19 protein-coding genes are annotated in these 19,288 nt (G+C 62.2%); 13 read left to right on the top strand and 6 right to left on the bottom strand.

Annotated elements, in window-relative coordinates; all coding sequences use genetic code 11:
• Positions 1-6 precede the first annotated feature (6 nt).
• The 3 genes from BSF79_RS01470 (at position 7) to BSF79_RS01480 (ending at position 2,559) form a co-directional block, all read left to right on the top strand.
• Entirely contained in the window at positions 7-900 is an 894-nt protein-coding gene (locus BSF79_RS01470) for a PfkB family carbohydrate kinase (protein WP_090267351.1), read from the top strand.
• Complete coding sequence (locus tag BSF79_RS01475) at positions 897-1,814, top strand: pseudouridine-5'-phosphate glycosidase (protein WP_090267355.1); 918 nt, start codon at positions 897-899, stop codon at positions 1,812-1,814. The genes BSF79_RS01470 and BSF79_RS01475 overlap by 4 nt, the downstream gene beginning before the upstream one ends.
• Positions 1,815-1,893: 79 nt before the next feature.
• Positions 1,894-2,559 carry a DUF502 domain-containing protein gene (locus BSF79_RS01480; RefSeq protein ID WP_090267358.1) on the top strand — a complete coding sequence of 222 codons (666 nt, stop codon included), beginning with the start codon at positions 1,894-1,896 and terminating at the stop codon, positions 2,557-2,559.
• Between the two features lie 67 nt (positions 2,560-2,626).
• On the opposite strand, the gene BSF79_RS01485 is transcribed toward BSF79_RS01480, so the two are convergent.
• Both BSF79_RS01485 and BSF79_RS01490 read right to left on the bottom strand, forming a co-directional pair.
• Positions 2,627-3,670, bottom strand: coding sequence for a patatin-like phospholipase family protein (locus tag BSF79_RS01485; protein ID WP_090267361.1), 1,044 nt, complete (start codon positions 3,668-3,670; stop codon positions 2,627-2,629).
• Between the two features lie 99 nt (positions 3,671-3,769).
• Positions 3,770-4,543: a 3-hydroxybutyrate dehydrogenase gene (locus BSF79_RS01490; RefSeq protein WP_090267851.1), complete on the bottom strand. Its 774-nt coding sequence runs from the start codon at positions 4,541-4,543 to the stop codon at positions 3,770-3,772.
• A gap of 266 nt (positions 4,544-4,809) precedes the next feature.
• Here BSF79_RS01490 and BSF79_RS01495 point away from each other — a divergent pair, with 266 nt between their 5' ends.
• From BSF79_RS01495 to BSF79_RS01535, 9 genes are all read left to right on the top strand, one after another.
• A complete protein-coding gene (locus BSF79_RS01495) occupies positions 4,810-6,624 on the top strand; it encodes an extracellular solute-binding protein (RefSeq protein WP_090267365.1) in 1,815 nt (604 codons plus the stop codon).
• A gap of 5 nt (positions 6,625-6,629) precedes the next feature.
• A complete protein-coding gene (locus tag BSF79_RS01500) occupies positions 6,630-6,743 on the top strand; it encodes an entericidin EcnA/B family protein (protein ID WP_090267368.1) in 114 nt (37 codons plus the stop codon).
• A 42-nt stretch (positions 6,744-6,785) separates the two neighbouring features.
• Complete coding sequence (locus BSF79_RS01505; RefSeq protein ID WP_090267371.1) at positions 6,786-8,306, top strand: class I adenylate-forming enzyme family protein; 1,521 nt, start codon at positions 6,786-6,788, stop codon at positions 8,304-8,306.
• A gap of 72 nt (positions 8,307-8,378) precedes the next feature.
• A complete protein-coding gene (locus BSF79_RS01510) occupies positions 8,379-9,023 on the top strand; it encodes a DsbA family oxidoreductase (RefSeq protein WP_090267375.1) in 645 nt (214 codons plus the stop codon).
• 4 nt (positions 9,024-9,027) lie between these two features.
• Positions 9,028-9,387: a potassium channel family protein gene (locus BSF79_RS01515; RefSeq protein ID WP_090267380.1), complete on the top strand. Its 360-nt coding sequence runs from the start codon at positions 9,028-9,030 to the stop codon at positions 9,385-9,387.
• Between the two features lie 101 nt (positions 9,388-9,488).
• Positions 9,489-10,709, top strand: a complete 1,221-nt coding sequence (locus BSF79_RS01520) for a multidrug effflux MFS transporter (protein WP_090267383.1) — start codon at positions 9,489-9,491, stop codon at positions 10,707-10,709.
• 111 nt (positions 10,710-10,820) lie between these two features.
• Positions 10,821-12,035, top strand: a complete 1,215-nt coding sequence (locus BSF79_RS01525) for an NADP-dependent isocitrate dehydrogenase (RefSeq protein WP_090267386.1) — start codon at positions 10,821-10,823, stop codon at positions 12,033-12,035.
• Between the two features lie 248 nt (positions 12,036-12,283).
• Positions 12,284-12,916 carry a YitT family protein gene (locus BSF79_RS01530; protein WP_090267393.1) on the top strand — a complete coding sequence of 211 codons (633 nt, stop codon included), beginning with the start codon at positions 12,284-12,286 and terminating at the stop codon, positions 12,914-12,916.
• Between the two features lie 25 nt (positions 12,917-12,941).
• Entirely contained in the window at positions 12,942-13,277 is a 336-nt protein-coding gene (locus tag BSF79_RS01535) for a DMT family transporter (RefSeq protein ID WP_090267396.1), read from the top strand.
• Between the two features lie 21 nt (positions 13,278-13,298).
• On the opposite strand, the gene BSF79_RS01540 is transcribed toward BSF79_RS01535, so the two are convergent.
• Positions 13,299-14,174, bottom strand: a complete 876-nt coding sequence (locus tag BSF79_RS01540; RefSeq protein ID WP_090267399.1) for an NAD(P)-dependent oxidoreductase — start codon at positions 14,172-14,174, stop codon at positions 13,299-13,301.
• Positions 14,175-14,256: 82 nt separating this feature from the next.
• Here BSF79_RS01540 and BSF79_RS01545 point away from each other — a divergent pair, with 82 nt between their 5' ends.
• The gene (locus BSF79_RS01545; protein ID WP_090267403.1) at positions 14,257-16,722 is read left to right on the top strand and encodes a penicillin acylase family protein; all 2,466 of its coding nucleotides are present in this window, start codon (positions 14,257-14,259) and stop codon (positions 16,720-16,722) included.
• A 174-nt stretch (positions 16,723-16,896) separates the two neighbouring features.
• Here BSF79_RS01545 and BSF79_RS01550 read toward each other — a convergent pair whose 3' ends face one another.
• The 3 genes from BSF79_RS01550 to hfq are packed head-to-tail and all read right to left on the bottom strand — an operon-like array spanning position 16,897 to position 19,187.
• Positions 16,897-17,640, bottom strand: a complete 744-nt coding sequence (locus BSF79_RS01550; RefSeq protein WP_090267406.1) for a helix-turn-helix transcriptional regulator — start codon at positions 17,638-17,640, stop codon at positions 16,897-16,899.
• 33 nt (positions 17,641-17,673) lie between these two features.
• Positions 17,674-18,948 (bottom strand): GTPase HflX, encoded by a 1,275-nt coding sequence (gene hflX, locus BSF79_RS01555; protein WP_090267410.1) that lies wholly within the window; start codon positions 18,946-18,948, stop codon positions 17,674-17,676.
• Entirely contained in the window at positions 18,948-19,187 is a 240-nt protein-coding gene (gene hfq / locus BSF79_RS01560; protein WP_090267414.1) for an RNA chaperone Hfq, read from the bottom strand. The genes hflX and hfq overlap by 1 nt, the downstream gene beginning before the upstream one ends.
• Positions 19,188-19,288: the final 101 nt, after the last annotated feature.

Consider the following 19,288-nt stretch of genomic DNA (forward strand, 5'->3'; position numbering starts at 1 on the left):
GGTGGCATGAGCGAGCAAACGGATATTTTGTGCATCGGATCGGTGCTGTGGGACGTGATCGGGCGGGCACCTAGCCCGATGCGACATGGGTCGGATGTGCCGGGGCGGATCACCCGGTTGCCCGGGGGCGTCGCGATGAATATCGCCATGGCGCTGGGGCGGTTCGGGCTGCGGCCCAGGGTTCTGACCGCGATCGGGCGGGACGTCGAGGGCGAAGAGCTGATCGCGGCCTGCGAGCGGTTGGGCGTCGACACGCAGCTTGCCTATCGGTCTGAAGATTTACCGACAGATGTGTATATGGCGGTCGAAGGGACCAACGGGTTGATCGCGGCGATCGCGGATGCCCATTCGCTGGAGGCGGCGGGGTCGAAGATTCTGCAGCCACTGACGGGTGGCGTGCTTGGATCGGTCGAGCGGCCCTATGCCGGGCGGGTGGCGCTGGATGGCAATCTGACCCCGGCCTTGCTGGAAGAAATCGCGGTCAGCGCGGCGTTTGCGGCGGCGGATCTGCGGGTGGCTCCGGCCTCTCCGGGGAAGGCCGAGCGGTTGCTGCCGTTTCTGCGTCATCCGCGCGCCATGCTGTATGTCAATCTGGAAGAAGCCGGGCTGCTGTGCCAGCAGGTGTTTGACACCTCGGAGGCCGCAGCGGTGGGGTTGGTCAGTCGCGGGGCCGCGCGCGCCTTGGTGACGGATGGCGGACGGTCGGCCAGTGATGCAAGCGCAGCGGGCGTGATCAGTGCCTGCCCGCCCGAGGTTCTGGTGACACGGGTCACCGGCGCGGGCGACACCTTCATGGCAGCCCACATGGCTGCTGAAATCAGCGGCATGCCGCACGAGGCGGCGCTGAACCGCGCCTTGCAGGCCGCCGCAACCTATGTCGCAGGAGAACCCCCCGCATGATCACCCTGTCGCCCGAAGTGGCCACGGCCCTGTTCGAAAACCGCCCGGTTGTCGCGTTGGAAAGCACGATCATCACCCATGGCATGCCGTTTCCGCAAAACCTTGAGACCGCCCGCCGGGTCGAGGCTGAGCTGCGCAGCGCGGGGGCCGTTCCTGCAACCGTTGCGGTGCTGGAGGGGCGGTTGCATGTGGGCATGACCGATCCCGAGCTGGAAGGGTTGGCACGCGCCAAGGGCGTGGCCAAGTTGAGCCGTGCCGATCTGGCGGCCTGCATGGCCACGGGCGGCACCGGGGCCACGACTGTTGCCTCGACCATGATTGCGGCGGCGCGGGCGGGCATTGCGGTATTTGCCACCGGCGGCATTGGCGGCGTGCATCAGGGCGCCGAGCAGACCTTTGACATTTCGGCCGATCTTTACGAACTGGCGGCAACCCCGGTGACGGTGGTTGCGGCGGGCGCCAAGGCCATTCTGGACCTGCCCAAAACGCTGGAGGTTCTGGAGACGCTGGGGGTGCCGGTGATCGCTTATGGTCAGGACAGCTTTCCGGCGTTCTGGTCGGCCACATCCGAGCTGCCCGCGCCGCTGCGGATGAACAGCGCCGCCGAGATCGCGGCAGCACACCAGATGCGCGTGGCGCTTGAGCTGCCCGGCGGGCAGCTGGTTGCCAACCCGATCCCCGCCAGCGCCGAAATCAGCCAGGCCGAGATGGCCCCCGTTATCGCCCAGGCGACCAGGGATGCCGCCGCGATGGGCATTTCCGGCAAAGCGGTCACGCCGTTCTTGCTGCAACGGATTTTCGACCTGACCGGCGGGCGATCATTGGAGGCCAATATCGCGCTGGTGCTGAACAATGCGCGTCTGGCGGCGGCGATCGCCACCGAACTGGTCAATTCCCCGCAATCGGCGCACTAGCGCACGGGCGCCCATTGTAGCGTCTGTGCAAAGCCCCTAAGTTGCAGCGGCAATACCTGCGCGAAAGCCTCTCACAGTCATGACCAAGCGTTCTTCGGAAGACATTTCATTGCGGCGGCCGGGGCTGTTTGCCCGGCTGCGCTCAAGCTTTCTGACCGGTCTGGTGGTAATCATGCCGGTTGGGCTGACCATCTGGCTGGTGTGGGCGCTTGCGGGCTGGGTTGACGGCGTGGTTCTGCCGCTGGTTCCGGAAACCTTTCAGCCTGAAAAATACATCGGCATCAACCTGCGCGGTGTCGGGATCATCTTTTTCCTGTTTTTCACCATTCTCATGGGCTGGATTGCCAAAGGGCTGTTGGGGCGGTCCCTGATCCGCTGGGCCGAGTCGCTGGTGGACCGGATGCCGGTCGTGCGCTCGATCTATTCCGGGGCGAAGCAGATTGCCGAAACGGTGTTTGCCCAGTCTGAACGTTCGTTCGAGAAGGCCTGCCTGATCGAATATCCGCGCAAGGGGATCTGGGCGATCGGGTTTGTCTCGACCGAAGCCAAGGGCGAGATCGCCGCGCATGCAAGAACCGGGGAGAAGCTGATGAGCATCTTTGTCCCGACCACGCCAAACCCGACCTCGGGGTTTTTGCTGTACGTAGCGCAAGAGGACGTGATCGAGCTGGATATGACGGTCGAAGATGCGGCCAAACTGGTGATTTCGGCCGGGCTGGTCTATCCCAATGCCAAGGACCCGTAGAAACCGGTCAAGGGCAGTGCGGCGGCCCGCTAAGCGGTAAAACCGGCCAAGCGGGCAGTCGTCGGCCTCAGCCGAACATCTCTTCAAGATCAATGGTGCCGCGCCTGTTGATATCGCCAAGGTGCGCCTCGAGAAAGGCATCGGCGGCGACCCGTCCGGCCTCTTTCATCCGCACCAGAAGGAACGGGCTGGGCATCATCTTGGTGGTCACTGACAGGTCATTCATCAGAACATCATCGGCGATCATATGCATGTTGATCTGCGCCATCCGGTCTGCTTGCTTACCAGTCTTCTTTGCCCCGATCCGCTGCGCATAGGAAATCACCCGCAATTCGCGCAGCAACGACGAATTGAAGCTGATCTCGTTGATCCGGTTCTGGATCTGCTGCGGGGTCACGGGCACCTCGGCGCGCTCAAGCGGGTTGATGTTGACGATCAGGATGTCATCGGGCAGGTCGCGATCGAACAGCGGGAACAGCGCCGGATTACCGGTATAGCCGCCATCCCAATACACTTCGGTCTCGCCGGTGGCGGCATCGTCGATCTCGACCGCTTGAAACAACGTCGGCAGACAGGTCGAGGCCAGAAGCACGTCGGTTGAGATTTCAGAGCCGGAAAACACCCGGATCTTGCCACTGCGCACGTTGGTCGCACCGATAAACAGGCGCGGGCCATGTTCGGCGCAGACCTTGTCATACTCAAATGCCTCGGCCACGGCGCGCAGCGGGTTCTTGTAGAACGGCCCGAACGCATAGGGCGAGGTCATCCGCGCGACGGAATCGGCAAAGGTGTAGGGCAGCGAATATTCCAGCGCGGTATCCAGAAAACTGGTGTCGGGCACAAATCCTGCCAGCCACGTGGTCATCCGCATGTCATGCACCGACCCAAGCTTGCTCCAGAGCCAGTCCAGACGTTCGCGCGCGCCCTCGGCCCCGCCGTCGATCCAGCCCGATTTCAGCGCCGCGCCGTTCATTGCCCCGGCAGAGGTGCCGGAAATTCCCGAAATCTCGATCTCGGGTTCTTCCAGCAGTCGGTCCAGAACGCCCCAGGTGAAGGCACCGTGGGCACCGCCCCCCTGAAGCGCCAGATTGATCCGCTTCTTTACCGCCATGTTCTTCCCCTGCTTCTTTCTGACAAAAATACTCTCGGGGGGCGTTCAAAATCCGAAGGTTTTGAACATGGGGGGCAGACAGCCCCCCTGCGCCGCCAATTAAAGTGCGGTCCAGCCGCCATCGACGCTGATGGTGGTGCCGGTGATCTGGGTCGCGGCCTCTGAGCACAGGAAAACGGTGGTGCCGCCCAGCTGCTCGACCGTGGCGAATTCGCGCGAGGGTTGACGTTCGAGCATGACCTTCTTGATCACCTCTTCGCGGCCCATGTTGTATTTTTCCATCGTGTCGGGGATCTGCGCCTCGACCAGCGGGGTCAGGACGTATCCGGGGCAGATCGCGTTGCAGGTGATCGGCTCTTCCGCGGTTTCCAGGGCAGTCACTTTGGTCAGGCCGACAACGCCGTGTTTGGCGGCGACATAGGCGGATTTGAACGGCGACGCTGTCAGCCCGTGGGCCGAGGCGATGTTGACCACCCGGCCCCATCCGGCCTTGCGCATCATCGGCAGTGCGACAGCGGTGGTGTGAAACGCCGAGGACATGTTGATGGCGATGATCGCATCCCATTTCTCGGTCGGGAACTCGTCGATCGGAGCAACGTGCTGAATGCCCGCGTTGTTCACCAGAATATCGCAGCTTCCCGCCTGTTCGACCAGTGCGCGGCATTCCGCGGCTTTGGACATGTCAGCTTTGATATAGCGCGCGGTGACGCCGAATTCGGCGCCGATTTCGGCCGCCAGCGCGTGATCTTCGTCGCGATCCGTGAAAGAGTTCAGCACCACATCGGCCCCCGCTCGCGCCAGTTCGCGCGCGACGCCCAGACCGATCCCGGAATTCGATCCGGTGATGATGGCGGTTTTGCCTTTCAACGACATGGTGTTCTCCTGTGATCCATTATGCACTTGCAGCATTACCTGTGGCAAATAGCATAGAGTGCCAGTGATGGATGCAAAAAAAAACGCCAGCACGAAGCTGGCGTTAAGTTATTGAGGCAGGTTTCATACAGGCAAGAAACCTATCGAGCAGTGAGGTCTTTATAAGCAATCTGCCGCGCGCTTCCAAGCTAAAAGTTTGAAAAGGCATGAATCCGGCGTTAGTCTGAGCGTCAAGAAAAAAAGAGCAGAGCAGGATTGTTGCCGATATGGGATCAGATATTTTCCGCCCCGTGAGGACGGCCAGCCTTGGATTGGCACTTGTTTTGTTGGGCTCTGTTGGTCGGTCTGACCCTGCGCATGGCATAGCTATGTACGGCAGCCCGGCGCTACCACCGGATTTTGTGTCCCTGCCCTATGCCAACCCCGATGCGCCGGTGGGCGGGCGGTTGATCGAGGGATCGACGGGGGGATTCGATTCGCTCAACCCGTTTATCCTGAAAGGGACCGCGCCCTGGCAGTTGCGGTTTCTGGCCTACGAATCGCTGATGGGGCGCAGTCTGGACGAACCGTTCACGCTTTACGGTCTTTTGGCCGAATCGGTGGAGGTGGCCGAGGACCGCACTTGGGTGGAATTCACCCTGCGCGAAGGCGCGCGTTTCTCGGATGGCAGCCCGGTGACGATCGAGGATGTGCTGTGGTCCTATGACATTCTGGGGCGTGAGGGGCATCCGCGGTATCTGGGGTTTGCCCGGCAGGTGGCGGCGATTGATCAGACCGGGCCGCGCAGCTTGCGGATCACCTTTACCGTGCCCGACCGCGAGCTGGCGCTGATTGCCGGGATGCGGCCGATCCTGAAAAAAGCGGGATGGGAGGGCAAGGATTTCGCCGCCTCCTCGATCCACGACAGGCCGGTGGGCAGCGCGCCCTATGTGGTCAGCGATTTCGAGCAGGGCCATCATGTGACCCTGCGGCGCAACCCCGATTATTGGGGCAAGGATCTGCCGTTGCGGCGGGGGATGAACAATCTGGATGAAATCCGGATCGAGTATTTCGGCGACGAGGGCGTGCTGTTCGAGGCGTTCAAGGCGGGCACGCTGAATTTTTACCGCGAGACCAATGCCGAAAAGTGGGCAGCGCAGTATGATTTTCCGGCGGTGAGCGCGGGCGATGTGGTGAAATCCGAGATTTCCCATCAGCGCCCGACCGGGATGACCGGATATGTGATGAACACACGGCGGGCGCAGCTTGCCGATTGGCGAGTGCGGCAGGCGCTGATTTTGGCGTTCAACTTTCCCTATATCAACGGCACGGTGACGGGCGGGCGGCAGGCGCGGATCGCGTCATATTTCAGCAACTCGGACTTGGGGATGCGCCCCGGCCCGGCCGAAGGCGCCGTGCGCGATCTGTTGCTGCCCTTTGCGGCGCAGCTGCCGCCCGGCACGCTGGAAGGGATTGCCCTGCCCAAGGGCGATGCCGCGCCGCGCAACCGGCGCGACCTGCGCGAGGCGGTGGCGTTGTTGAAAGCGGCGGGGTGGCACGTGGTCGAGGGCCGCCTGGTCGACGGTGCGGGCACGCCGTTCACGTTCGAAGTGCTGCTGCGGCAGGGCGACAAGACCGGCCAGTCGGTGATGGAGATTTACCGCGCCGCGTTGGAGCGGCTGGGGATCACGATGACGGTGCGGGCGGTGGACAACGCGCAATATGCAGCGCGCGAGGCGGCGCAGGATTTCGACATGATGCCAATCCGGCGGGATCTGTCGCTGAGCCCCGGCAATGAGCAAAAGCTGTATTGGGGGGCTGCGACGGTGGATCAGCCGGGATCACGCAACCTGATGGGCATGACCGACCCGGCGGCGGATGCGATGATCGAGGCGCTTTTGGCAGCGCAGGACCGTGCGGCATTCACCGATGCGGCGCGGGCCCTTGACCGCGTGCTGATGGCGGGGCGTTATGTGATTCCGATCTGGGGCACTGGACCGGACCGGATTGCGCATCGTAAGGGATTGAAATTCCCGGACCATACCCCGATCTATGGGGACCGGACCGGGTGGATGCCAGATGTCTGGTGGTCTGAGGAGTGAGCGAGATGAAAAAACTGTTTTTGGTTCTGATCGTGAGTTTTGTGGCAGGGTGCGCCACGGTTGATGGTGTCGGGCAGGATATTTCCGGCGGGGCGCGTCGGGTTCAGGGCTGGTTCTGAAGGCGGCTTGCAAGCCCCCTGATGGCGGCGTAGATCGGGGGCATGCTTGCTGTTTTTGATCGCGGTGCCCCCGCGCCCTGCCCCGTCCCGTTCAATATGGCCGCCTATGTGCTGGGCTGTGCCGATGCGTTGCCTGAGAAGACAGCGCTGGCGGTACTGTCACCGGCGGGGCCGGATATCTGGAGCTATGCCCGGCTGAAGGCGGCGGTGCTGGGCACCGGCGCGGGATTGCTGGCGCGTGGGTTTCGGCCCGGTGATATTTTACTGATGCGGCTGGGCAATACGGTGGAGTTTCCGCTGGCCTATCTGGGGGCGATCGCGGTGGGGATCGTGCCGGTGCCAACCTCGTCGATGCTGACGGCGCCCGAGGTGGCCAAGATGGTGGCGCAGCTATCGCCTGCGGGGATCTTGCGCGATGCGGGGGTGGCCTGCCCTGACGACACCGGCCTGCCGGTAATCGGCACGGACGAGTTGCTGGCGATGCGCGATCTGCCGCCTGCGGATTATGCGATGGGCGACCCGGAGCGGCTGGCATATATCATTTTCACCTCTGGCACCTCGGGCAATCCACGGGCGGTGTGCCATGCCCATCGCGCGGTCTGGGCGCGGCGGATGATGCATGATGGTTGGTGCGGCTTGCGCAGTGACGACCGGCTGTTACATGCGGGGGCGTTCAACTGGACCTATACGCTGGGCACCGGGTTGATGGACCCGTGGAGCGTGGGGGCGACGGCGCTTATCCCGGCCGAGGGCGTTGCGATCGAGGCCTTGCCAGAGCTTCTGAAAGCCAATGACGCCACGATTTTTGCAGCCGCACCGGGGGTTTACCGCAAGCTGTTGAACCATCACCCGAAGCTGGACCTGCCAAATCTGCGTCATGGTCTGTCGGCGGGTGAAAAGCTGTCAGAGACCATCCGGGCGCAGTGGAATGCAGCCACGGGTGGCAAGCTGATCTTCGAGGCTTACGGCATGTCGGAATGCTCCACTTTCATCTCGGCCAGCCCGACGGCGCTGGCGACGCAGGGCACGCTGGGGCGGCCTCAGGTCGGGCGACGGGTGGCGATTGTGGACGACGATGGCCCGGTCGAGATCGGCCAGGAAGGCACGATCGCGATTGCGCGCAGCGATCCGGGGCTGATGCTGGGATATTACGGCGCCGAGGCGGAAACCGCCGAGCGGATGCAGGGGGCGTGGTTTCTGACCGGCGATCATGGCGCGATGGCCGAGGATGGGCAGATCGCCTATCTTGGGCGGGTGGATGACATGATGAATGCGGGCGGGTACCGGGTGTCGCCGCTGGAGGTCGAGGCGGTGCTGCATCATGCGCCGGGGCTGCGCGATGTCGGCGTGACCGATATCGAGGTGAAGGAGGATGCGCGGATCATCGCCGCCTTTTACACCTCGGACGCGGCATTGGACGAGGACAGCTTGCGCCGCTATGCTGAGGACCGATTGGCGCGGTACAAACAACCACGGGTTTGGGTGCGGATCGACGCGATGCCGACCAACCCCAATGGCAAGCTGTCGCGCCGGGCGCTGAAGGCGCTGTATCCGGCGGGGTAAGGAAAAGCCGGTTTTTTTCTTTTCCTTTCGGGGCTGGGCCACTACCTAAGAAGCGCAAAAGAGGATGATGTCATGAACAAAGCGGTCAAGCTCGATATTCTGTCAGACCCGATCTGTCCCTGGTGCTATATCGGTAAGACACAGTTGGACCGGGCGCTGGAGGCGCGGCCGGACCATCCGTTTGTGATCGAATGGCACCCGTTTCAGTTGAACCCCGAGATGCCGCGCGAAGGCGTTGATCGGCGGGCCTATCTTGAGGCCAAGTTTGGCGGCAAGGAAAAGGCGATCAAGGTTTATTCGCAGATCGCGCAACATGCGCAGGACGCGGGGCTTGAGATCAATTTCGAGGCGATGGACCGCACACCCAACACGTTGGATGCGCATCGGCTGATCCATTGGGCCGGGATCGAGGGGCGGCAGACGGCGGTGGTTTCGGCGCTGTTCGCGGCCTATTTCCGCGAGGGGCGCGATATTGGCGACCACGATGTGCTGGCGGACATCGCTGATAGCTGTGGCATGGATGCCTCGCTGGTGCAGCGCCTGCTGAAGTCGGATTCGGACGAGCAGGAGATCCGCGACCGCGATGTGTCGGCGCGCGAGATGGGGGTGAGTGCGGTGCCGACCTTTATTGTCGCCAGCCAGCATGCCGTGCCCGGCGCGCAGCCGACCGAGCTGTGGCTGAAGGTCATGGACGAAATGGTCGCGCAGCAGGTGTAATCGGGTGCAATTGCTGAGGGTTCTGAGTTTACTGGCATCGCTGATGCTGATCGTGATCGGCGGCACGATCTATTTTCATCATGTCGAGGGCTGGGACTGGATCGACGCATATTTTTTCACCGTCGTGACGCTGTCGACGGTGGGATATGGCAATCTGGTGCCGGCGACGGTGGCGGGCAAGATCGGAACGACGGTGTTCATTTTCGTCGGGCTTGGGGTGTTTGCCGTCACGATTCAGCAATTCGGCGCCTTTGCCATGCGCAAACGCGAGGAACATACCGAGTGGTTGGTGGCGCGGCTGGGGCATCATCAGGCCAGCGAAGAGCCACGCGCCGCGAATGAGGATGACCGGCCCGAGGCATAGGCCTGTGCGCGCCTTACCCGACGGGATACCGTAGAAACCCCGTCTGGCCCCGCCGGTTTGGCTGTGTTAGCGCCTACAGGTAACCACCTGAAAGCTCATCCATGTCAGCACGCGCGCCCCTGTCCCGTGTCGAGTTCATCGCCCTTCTGGCCATGTTATTCGCCACTGTCGCCTTTTCCATTGATTCCATGCTGCCCGCCCTGCCCCAAATCGCGGCAGAGCTGAGCCCCGACAACCTGAACAAGGCGCAGTTAATCCTGACCAGTTTTGTGCTGGGAATGGGATTGGGCACGTTCTTTACCGGGCCACTGTCGGACACATTCGGGCGCAAGCCGGTGATTCTGGCCGGGGCGGCGCTGTATATTGTCGGTGCGGCGATGGCGTTTTCGGCGCAGGGGCTGGAGATGATCCTGGTCGCACGGTTTGTGCAGGGATTGGGGGCTGCGGGGCCGCGGATTGTGGGCATGGCGATTGTGCGCGACCTGTATTCGGGCCGTGAAATGGCGCGGATCATGTCCTTTGTGATGATGGTCTTCACGCTGGTGCCCGCCGTGGCGCCGTTGTTGGGGTCGGCGGTGATCGCGGTCGCGGGCTGGCGCGGGATTTTCATCTCGTTCATCGGGTTTGCGATCCTGTCGACGGGGTGGCTGGGCTTGCGTCAGCCTGAATCCCTGCCGCCCGAGGCGCGGCGCCCCTTACGGTTGAGCCTGATGTGGGACGGGGTCAAAGAGATGTTTTCCCACCACACCGTGCGTTTGGCAATTCTGGCACAGACGCTTTGTTTTTCGCTGCTGTTCATGTCGATCAGTGTAATCCAGCCGGTGTTTGACACGGTGTTTGGTCGGGCCGACAGCTTTGCCTATTGGTTCGCCGCGATCGCTCTGGTGTCGGGCAGCGCCAGCCTGTTGAACGCGGCCTTGGTGATGCGGTTCGGGATGCGGAAACTGGCGTCGGTGGCGCTGGGGGCGCAGGTGGTGCTTTCGACGCTGATGACGCTGATCTGGCTGAGCGGTTTTTTCGGCACCGACGGGATGTTCTTTGTGTTCGTGGCCTGGCAGACGACGGTGTTTTTCCAGACCGGTCTGACACTGGGCAATCTGAACGCAATCACGATGGAGCCAATGGGGCATATTGCCGGCATGGCGGCCAGCGTCAGCGGCGCGGTGGCCACGGTGTTTGGGGCGGCTTTGGCCATTCCAGTGGGGCTGGCGTTTGATGGCACGCCGCTGCCCTTGTCGTTGGGGATTGGCGCGGCGTCAGCGGTGGCCTTTGCCACAATGCTGTGGATGAAACGGGTCGAGCGGATATATGGCCGCGACTGACCTGCGTTAAATTTGTGCGGTATGCGATTGCATACCGTCTATGCGGAGAAGCCGGTTTGCGCTATGACGCAGCGAGACTCATTTCAACCCATACCCAGAAGGATCTGACCCATGTCCAAGATCAAGGTGGAAAACCCGGTCGTCGAACTTGACGGCGACGAAATGACCCGCATCATCTGGCAGTTCATCAAGGACAAGCTGATCCTGCCCTATCTGGATATTGACCTGAAATATTACGATCTGGGCATCGAAACACGCGATGAGACCAACGACCAGATCACCATCGACGCGGCGGAAGCGATCAAGACATATGGCGTTGGCGTCAAATGCGCGACCATCACCCCGGACGAGCAGCGCGTCGAAGAGTTTGGCCTGAAAGAGATGTGGCGGTCGCCCAACGGAACGATCCGCAACATTCTGGGCGGGGTTGTGTTCCGTCAGCCGATCATCTGCCAGAACGTGCCGCGGCTTGTGCCCGGTTGGACCCAGCCGATCGTGATCGGCCGCCATGCGTTTGGCGATCAATACAAGGCCACCGATTTCCGCTTTCCTGGCAAGGGCCAGCTGACGATGAAGTTCGTCGGCGAAGATGGTCAGGTGATCGAGAAAGTCATTTACGACGCGCCTGAGGCCGGGGTGGCGATGGGCATGTATAACCTCGACAGCTCGATCCGCGATTTTGCGCGGGCGTCGCTGAACTATGGTCTGAATATCGGCTGGCCGGTGTATCTGTCGACCAAGAACACCATCCTCAAAGCCTATGACGGGCGGTTCAAGGACCTGTTTCAGGAGGTGTTCGAGGCCGAGTTCGAAGAGCAGTTCAAAGCCAAGGGCATCACCTATGAGCACCGCCTGATCGACGACATGGTCGCTTGTGCCATGAAGTGGAACGGCGGCTTTGTCTGGGCGTGCAAGAACTATGATGGCGACGTGCAGTCGGACACCGTGGCGCAGGGGTTTGGCTCGCTGGGTCTGATGACCAGCCAACTGATGACGCCGGACGGAAAGATCGTCGAGGCAGAAGCGGCGCACGGCACCGTGACGCGTCACTATCGTCAGCACCAGAAGGGCGAGGAAACCTCGACCAACTCGATCGCGTCGATCTTTGCCTGGACCGGGGGGCTGAAGCACCGGGCCAAGCTGGACGACAATGCCGCTCTGATGCGCTTTGCCGATACGCTGGAGAAAACCGTGGTGGATACCGTTGAGGCGGGATCGATGACCAAGGATTTGGCGCTGCTGGTGGGGCCGGATCAGAGCTGGCTGACCACGATGGGCTTCCTTGAGAAGGTCAACGAGAACCTGAACAAGGCGCTGGCGGGGTAATCCCGACTGTTCACTGTATGAGATTAAAGCGGGGGCTTGGCGGCCCCCGTTTTCTTTTGGCGGCGCGGTGATGGTGGTGCTGTGGGTTTGAGTATTTTCATCAGAAAGAAACCGGGCGCAGAGCGGTCAGGCGGGGACTTGGGGCACGCGATCAAGGATCGGACAGAATTGCCGCGTTGAGGAGATTTTGACAGGGTCGATGCGCGCGGGGGCTGGCGCGTGATGCCGCGGTGCGGCAGAACGGGGGCATGAGCAGCACAGACACCTTGCCGACAGATGAACCGGCCCCGAACCGCCACAGCATCCTTGCCGATGCGCAGGGAATTCTCTTTGGCAGCGGCATGGCCGCCGCCGCGTTGACCATTCTGACCCATATGGGGTTGGTGACCGGGCAGACGGCGGGCCTTGCGGTGTTGTTGAGCTATGTCACCGGATATGGCTTTGGTGCGGTGTTTTTCGTGGTCAACCTGCCGTTTTACTGGTTCGGGTATCGGCGGATGGGGCTGCGGTTCACGCTCAAGACCTTTGCCGCGGTCGGGTTATTGTCGGCGTTTTCAACGCTGCTGCCGCCGTATTTTCAGATTGCCTATCTGGAGCCGGGCGTGGGCGCGGTGATCTTTGGGATGATGACCGGCGCGGGGTTGCTTGCGCTGTTCCGGCACGGCGCAAGTCTGGGCGGGGTTGGCATTCTGGCGCTGTATTTGCAGGATAGCACCGGGTTTCGGGCGGGCTATACCCAGCTGTTGTTTGATGCCTGTGTGTTCGGACTGGCGTTTGCGGTGATTGACGCGCCGCTGGTGTTGTATTCCATGCTGGGATCGCTGGTGGTCAATCTGACCATTGCCATCAATCACCGCCGCGATTGGTATGTCGCGACCTGAGACTGGGTTTACAGGATTTACGGACATGGGGCAGACTTATCTGATTTTGATTTTGGCGATCGCGGCCGAAACCATTGGCACGACGGCCTTGCAGGCCAGTCAGCAATTCACCCGGCTGTGGCCGTCGGTGTTGGTGGTTCTGGCCTATGGGCTGAGCTTTTGGTTGTTGTCACTGACACTGAAGGTGATGCCGGTGGGGGTTGTCTATGCGCTTTGGTCGGGGTTGGGGATTGTGCTGATCGCGGTCATCGGCCTGCTGGTATTTGGTCAGCGGCTGGATTGGCCAGCGGTGCTGGGCATGGCGATGATCCTGAGCGGGATCCTGGTGATCCATCTGTTTTCGGCCACCTCGCCGCATTGAGGGCAAGGTGGCCGAGCGGTTTTAGGCGGACAGCGCGCGCAGGCGCTTGATCAGGCTGGAGGTATCCCAGCGCCCGCCGCCCATCTGCTGCACGTCTTTGTAGAACTGATCGACCAGCGCGGTGACCGGCAGGGTTGCGCCGATCTCGTCCGAGGTGGACAGGCAGATATCCAGATCCTTGCGCATCCAATCGACCGCGAAGCCATGTTCGAAATGATCCTCGATCATGGTTTTGTAGCGGTTGGACATTTGCCAGCTTCCGGCAGCGCCCTGACTGATGACCTCGATCACGGCGGCGCCGTCGAGGCCTGCTTTTTCGGCGAAGTGCAGCGATTCTGACAGGCCCTGCACCAGACCGGCAATGGCTATCTGATTACACATCTTGGTCATTTGCCCGGCACCGCTGTCGCCCAGGCGGCGGCAGATGCGCGCATAGGCGTCAATCATCGGTTCGGCCTTGGCATAAGCGGCATCGTCGCCGCCGCACATGACGGAAAGTACGCCGTTTTCGGCCCCCGCCTGCCCACCTGATACTGGCGCGTCGACGAAGGACACGCCTAGTGCCTTGGCTGCGGCGTAAAGTTCGGTCGTGACTTTGGCCGAGACCGTGGTGTGATCGACAAAGATCGCGCCGTTATCCATGCCCGCAAAGGCCCCATCCGTGCCCAGACAGACCGAGCGCAGGTCATCATCGTTGCCAACGCAGGCCATGACGAAATCGGCCCCTGCGGCCGCCTCGCGCGGGGTTGGAGCCGACGCGCCACCGTGTTGCGCCACCCATTTTTCCGCTTTGGCCGCCGTGCGGTTGAAGACCGTGACCGTGTGGCCCGCCGCCTGAAGGTGCCCCGCCATCGGGTATCCCATCACGCCAAGCCCCAGAAACGCCAGTTTCGCCATTGTATCGCCCCCCTTGCATTTGTGTTTCCCTAGGTTTGTGGCTAGCTAACGCCGCAAAGGCAAGGGTCAACAGGGGACTCAGATGGCGCTTCTATTCCGATGGCTGTTGAGACTGACAGGCAGCACGGTCATTCTGACGGCGCTGGCGGTGGCGGCGGTGTATTTTCTGGCGTCGCGGTCGTTGCCGGATTATTCCAAGTCGCTGGAGGTGGCGGGCCTGTCCGCGCCGGTCGAGATCGTGCGCGATCACGCCAATGTGCCACATATCTTTGGCGCGGCTGATCGGGACGTGTTTTTCGGGCTGGGCTATGCCCATGCGCAGGACCGGCTGTGGCAGATGGTGACGATGCGCCGCACGGTGCAAGGGCGGCTGTCCGAGGTATTTGGCACCCGCACCTTGGCGGTGGACAAGCTGATGCGACGGCTGGATCTGTACACGTTGGCGCAAAGATCGGTGGCGGCTCAGGATGCGCAAACGATTGTGGCGCTTGAGGGCTATGCCGCCGGGGTGAATGCGCGGCTGGCTGAGATCAACCGGGATGCGCTGGGGCGTGGTGCGCCCGAGATGTTCCTGTTCGACGTGCCGATTGCCCTCTGGCAGCCCGCCGATTCGCTGGCCATGGTCAAGCTGATGGCGCTGGAGATGTCGGGGCAGTTGGAGACCGAAGTGATGCGGGCGCGCAGTTCGCTGTTGCTGCCCGACCTTGCGCGGTTGTCGGATCTGCTGCCGGATGCGCCGGGCAGCGGCGTGGCCGCCCTGCCCGCCTATGCCAGTCTGATCGACGCCCCTTTGCCGCAGTTTACCGCCTCGGTCGCGCTGCCGGAGCATCCGCTGTCGCCGTTCCGGCACAGCGCCTTTGCCGGGGCGTCGAACGCCTGGGCGGCAGCGGCGTCAAGGTCGGCCTCGGGGGGGACGTTGCTGGCGAATGACCCGCATCTGGGGTTCAGCGCGCCGACGATGTGGTATCTTGCGCGGCTGGAGTTGCAGGGCGGCGGCGTGATCGGCGCGACGATACCGGGGATTCCATCGGTGCTGTCGGGGCGGTCAGACAGTCTGGGCTGGGCGCTTACCTCGGCCTATGTGGATGATCAGGACGTCTATATCGAGCAGATCAACCCGGAAAACCCCGAGGAATATCGCACGCCGGACGGGTTCAAGCCGTTCGTGACGCGCAAGTCGATCATCCAGATCAAGGATGAGCAGCCGGTCACGCTGACCCTGCGCTGGACCGACAATGGCCCGGTTCTGCCGGGGACGCATTACAATCTGGAGGCCATCACGCCGCCGGGGCATGTGGCGGCGCTGGCCTGGACCGCGCTGAGCCCGAAGGACACCACGATGAGCGCCGGGATCGGGCTGATGTCTGCGCGCACGGTTCAGGCGGCGATCGCGGCGACGGTAAGCTTTGTCGCGCCAGCGCAGAACCTGACGCTGGTGGACAAGACGCAGATCGCGCTGAAAACCATCGGCGCGATGCCGCGTCGGTCGGTGGCGCATCAAAGCCGGGGGCGGATGCCCTCGCCGGGATGGATCGAGGCAAACCGCTGGCAGGGGCGTTTGTCTTATGCGGCGAACCCAGAATTCGTGGCGCCTTTGGGCGGCATTCTGGGCAATACCAACAACAAGATCGTCGATCGGCCGTTTCCGTTGCACATCTCGTTCGACTGGGGCGACAGCCAGCGGGTTCTGCGCTGGCAGCGGTTGATGCAATCGCGGCAGGTGCACACGCGCGACAGTTTCATCGAGGCGCAGCTGGACACGGTCAGCCCGGCGGCGCGCACGCTGTTGCCGCTGATCGGGGCCGATCTGTGGTTCACCGGCGAGGCGGCCCCGAAGGGCACGCCCGAGGCACAGCGCCAGCGGGCGTTGGCGCTGTTGGCGGATTGGAACGGCGAGATGAACGAGCATCTGCCCGAGCCGCTGCTGTATGCGGCGTGGCTGCGGGCGTTGCAGGATCGGCTGATCCGCGACGACCTGGGGCCACTGGCGGATGAGTTTCTGCATGTCGAGCCGCTGTTTATCGAGCGGGTGTATCGCGATGTGGACGGTGCGGCGGTGTGGTGTGATGTGATCCAGAGTGCGCCGGTGGAGACTTGCACCGACATGGCGCGGCTGGCGCTGGATGATGCGCTGATCTGGATCACCGAACGCTATGGCCCGGCGTTGGAAAGCCTGCGCTGGGGCGATGCGCATCAGGCGACGCATGACCATCCGGTATTGGGCAAGCTGCCGTTGCTGCGCTATTTCGTGAACATTCGTCAGTCGACCAGCGGCGGCGATCACACGCTGATGCGTGGGTTGACCAGTGGCGCGCCCGAGGCCCCGTTCGAGAATGTGCACGGGGCGGGGTATCGCGGCGTATATGATTTTGCCGATCCCGACAGTTCGGTTTTTGTCACTGCGACGGGGCAATCGGGGCATTTCCTGTCACGCCATTATGACGATCTGGGAGAGCTGTGGCGGCGCGGGGAATATATTCCGATGTCACTGGATGCCGGTCTGGCGCGGGCAGCCGCGGTGGGGATTACCCATCTGACCCCTGACTGAAGGTGAAGGCGGGGCGGGCGGTAAATGTCCCCCCGGAAAAAACCACTCACGGACGATCCGGGGGGTGGGAAACAGAAATTAAAATTTTACCAATTACCGTGCAGCGATACAAAATTGTTGTGGTCGCGTCGATTGGGGAAAAATCCCCAGTCCGGCGCGATCTGATCGGGCTGTTCAGGGGCGGATTGCGCCCAACATCAGCGCCTTGGCGACGGCCTGATCGCGGGTGCGGGCGCGCAGTTTGACCTTGGCGGATGCCACGTATTTTTCCAAAGATTTCGGGCTGATCCGCAGGCGAAAGGCGATTTCATCCGGGCGCAGGCCGATCGCCAGATAGGTCAGGCAATCGGTTTCGCGCGGGCTGAGCTGAACCAGAGCGTCGCGCGCAATGCCGCGCATGGCGTAATCCAGCGTATGCGCCATGCGCCGGGCGGTGCTGCCGTAGCTTTGCCAGTAGCGGTCGAAATCCTTGCCCGCGACATCGCTCATGCACAGGCCCAGCCCCGAGGCGACACTGCCAAGCCGGGGATCGACCAGCAGCAGGCTGACTCCGAAGGCCATGCCAAGGTCGTCTTCGATGTGCCACTGACGCTTCTGCGCCTCTGAGATCCCGTCCTCTGGGGTTTGGTGCCAGAAGACCTCGGAATGCCCGGCGGCGAGAAGATCGACGGTGACGTCATTGTCCAGCACCTCGGAGGCGCCAAAGGTGGCTTCCCACTCGGGGCCGTAGCTGTGGCGAAAGAAGACGGCCTGCGTGTTGCCGATGGCTGCGGCTTCACCCCGCAAGGGCACGACGCCGTAGCCAATGCCGCTCACGCCGATGTCGGCAAAGGCGTCGGTGCATAATGACCAGCACGCATCCCCGGATGTGGTTGTTCCAAGGGCCTGTTCCAGTTCAAGAAATGCGGCGTCTTTCATTGTCAGCCTCGGTTGGTGTCGTGGCCCCGTGTCTTACATCTCGCGGAAGCGTTTTTCCTGTCGTGCGGTCCAGTTCAGGGTCAGGGCAAAGCCGTCTTCGGTCTGGGTTTCGGCCTCGACCACGTCTTGGTCGAACAGCCATGCGCGTTTGCGGCCTTCGGCGAAGGGCAGCACGATTTCGCTGATATGGGTTTCGCTTTCCAGCAGGCGCGTAACCTCGTCCATGAGCGCGGGAATGCCTTCGCCAGAGATCGCGGAGATGGCAAAGACCTGGGTTTCACGCTCGGCCCGCTGGGCGATGGCGGTGCGCTGCTCTTCGGGCAGCAGGTCGATCTTGTTCCAGACCTCGATCATCGGGGTGGTGGATTTCACCCCCAGAGAGGTCAGGATGTCGTTGACGTTGCGCGCCTGCCCTTCGGTTTCGGGATGCGAAATATCGCGCACATGGCAGATCAGATCGGCGCCCAGCACCTCTTCCAGGGTGGCACGGAACGAGGCAACCAGTTCGGTCGGCAGATCCGAGATGAAGCCCACGGTGTCGGACAGGATCACCTCGGGTCCGCCGTGGGGCAGATCAACGCGGCGCATGGTCGGGTCAAGGGTGGCAAAGAGCATGTCCTTGACCATGACATCGGCGCCGGTCAGGCGGTTGAACAGCGTGGATTTTCCAGCGTTGGTATAGCCAACCAGAGCCACCACCGGAAACGGCACCTTGGCGCGCGCAGCGCGATGCAGTTCGCGGGTTTTCACCACCTTGTCGAGCTGACGACGCAGGCGCACGAGTTGTTCGTCGATCGCGCGGCGGTCGGCCTCGATCTGGGTTTCGCCGGGGCCGCCGACAAAGCCAAGCCCGCCACGCTGGCGTTCAAGGTGGGTCCAGGCGCGGACCAGCCGGGTGCGCTGATAGCTGAGGGCGGCCATTTCGACCTGCAACACACCTTCGCGGGTCCGGGCGCGGTCGCTGAAAATCTCGAGGATCAGCCCGGTCCGGTCCAGAAGCTTGACGCCCCATTCCTTTTCCAGGTTGCGCTGCTGCACCGGGGTGACGGTGCCATCGACCAGCACCAGATCGACCTCGGCGGCCTTCATCCGGTCCTTCAGCTCGGCGATCTTGCCTTTGCCGAACAGATACCCGGCATGGGCCTTGGGAAGGCGAACGATTTCAGAGCCGACAACGTCAATTTCCGGCAGGGCGGCGGCCAGAGCGACGGCTTCGTCCAGCGCAAAATGCGCCGGGCGTCGGTGTTGGTCGGATTTCATCTCGGGATGCAGCACCCAGGCTCGGGTGGCGTCCCGTTCATGTGTCATCAATTATTGTCTTCGCCATCATAAAGGTTGATCGGCTGCGAGGGCATGATCGTGGAAATCGCATGTTTGTAAACAAGCTGCGACTGCCCGTCACGGCGCAAGAGTACGCAAAAATTGTCAAACCATGTAATAACGCCCTGCAATTTGACGCCGTTGATCAGGAATATCGTCACCGGAATTTTGGTTTTCCGGGTGTGATTCAGAAATGCATCCTGAAGATTCTGTTTGTCGGAAGCCATTCAAATAACCTTTGTTCTTGCTGGTGGCCGCGGCTCGGCCATCCCTTCGCCCTCGTGGGGCAGTATGTCGCGCGGCGAGGTGAGTTTCCAGCCCAAAAATC

This window comes from Thalassovita taeanensis (genome assembly GCF_900110775.1).
GTDB classification, from domain to species: Bacteria; Pseudomonadota; Alphaproteobacteria; order Rhodobacterales; family Rhodobacteraceae; genus Litorimicrobium; species Litorimicrobium taeanense.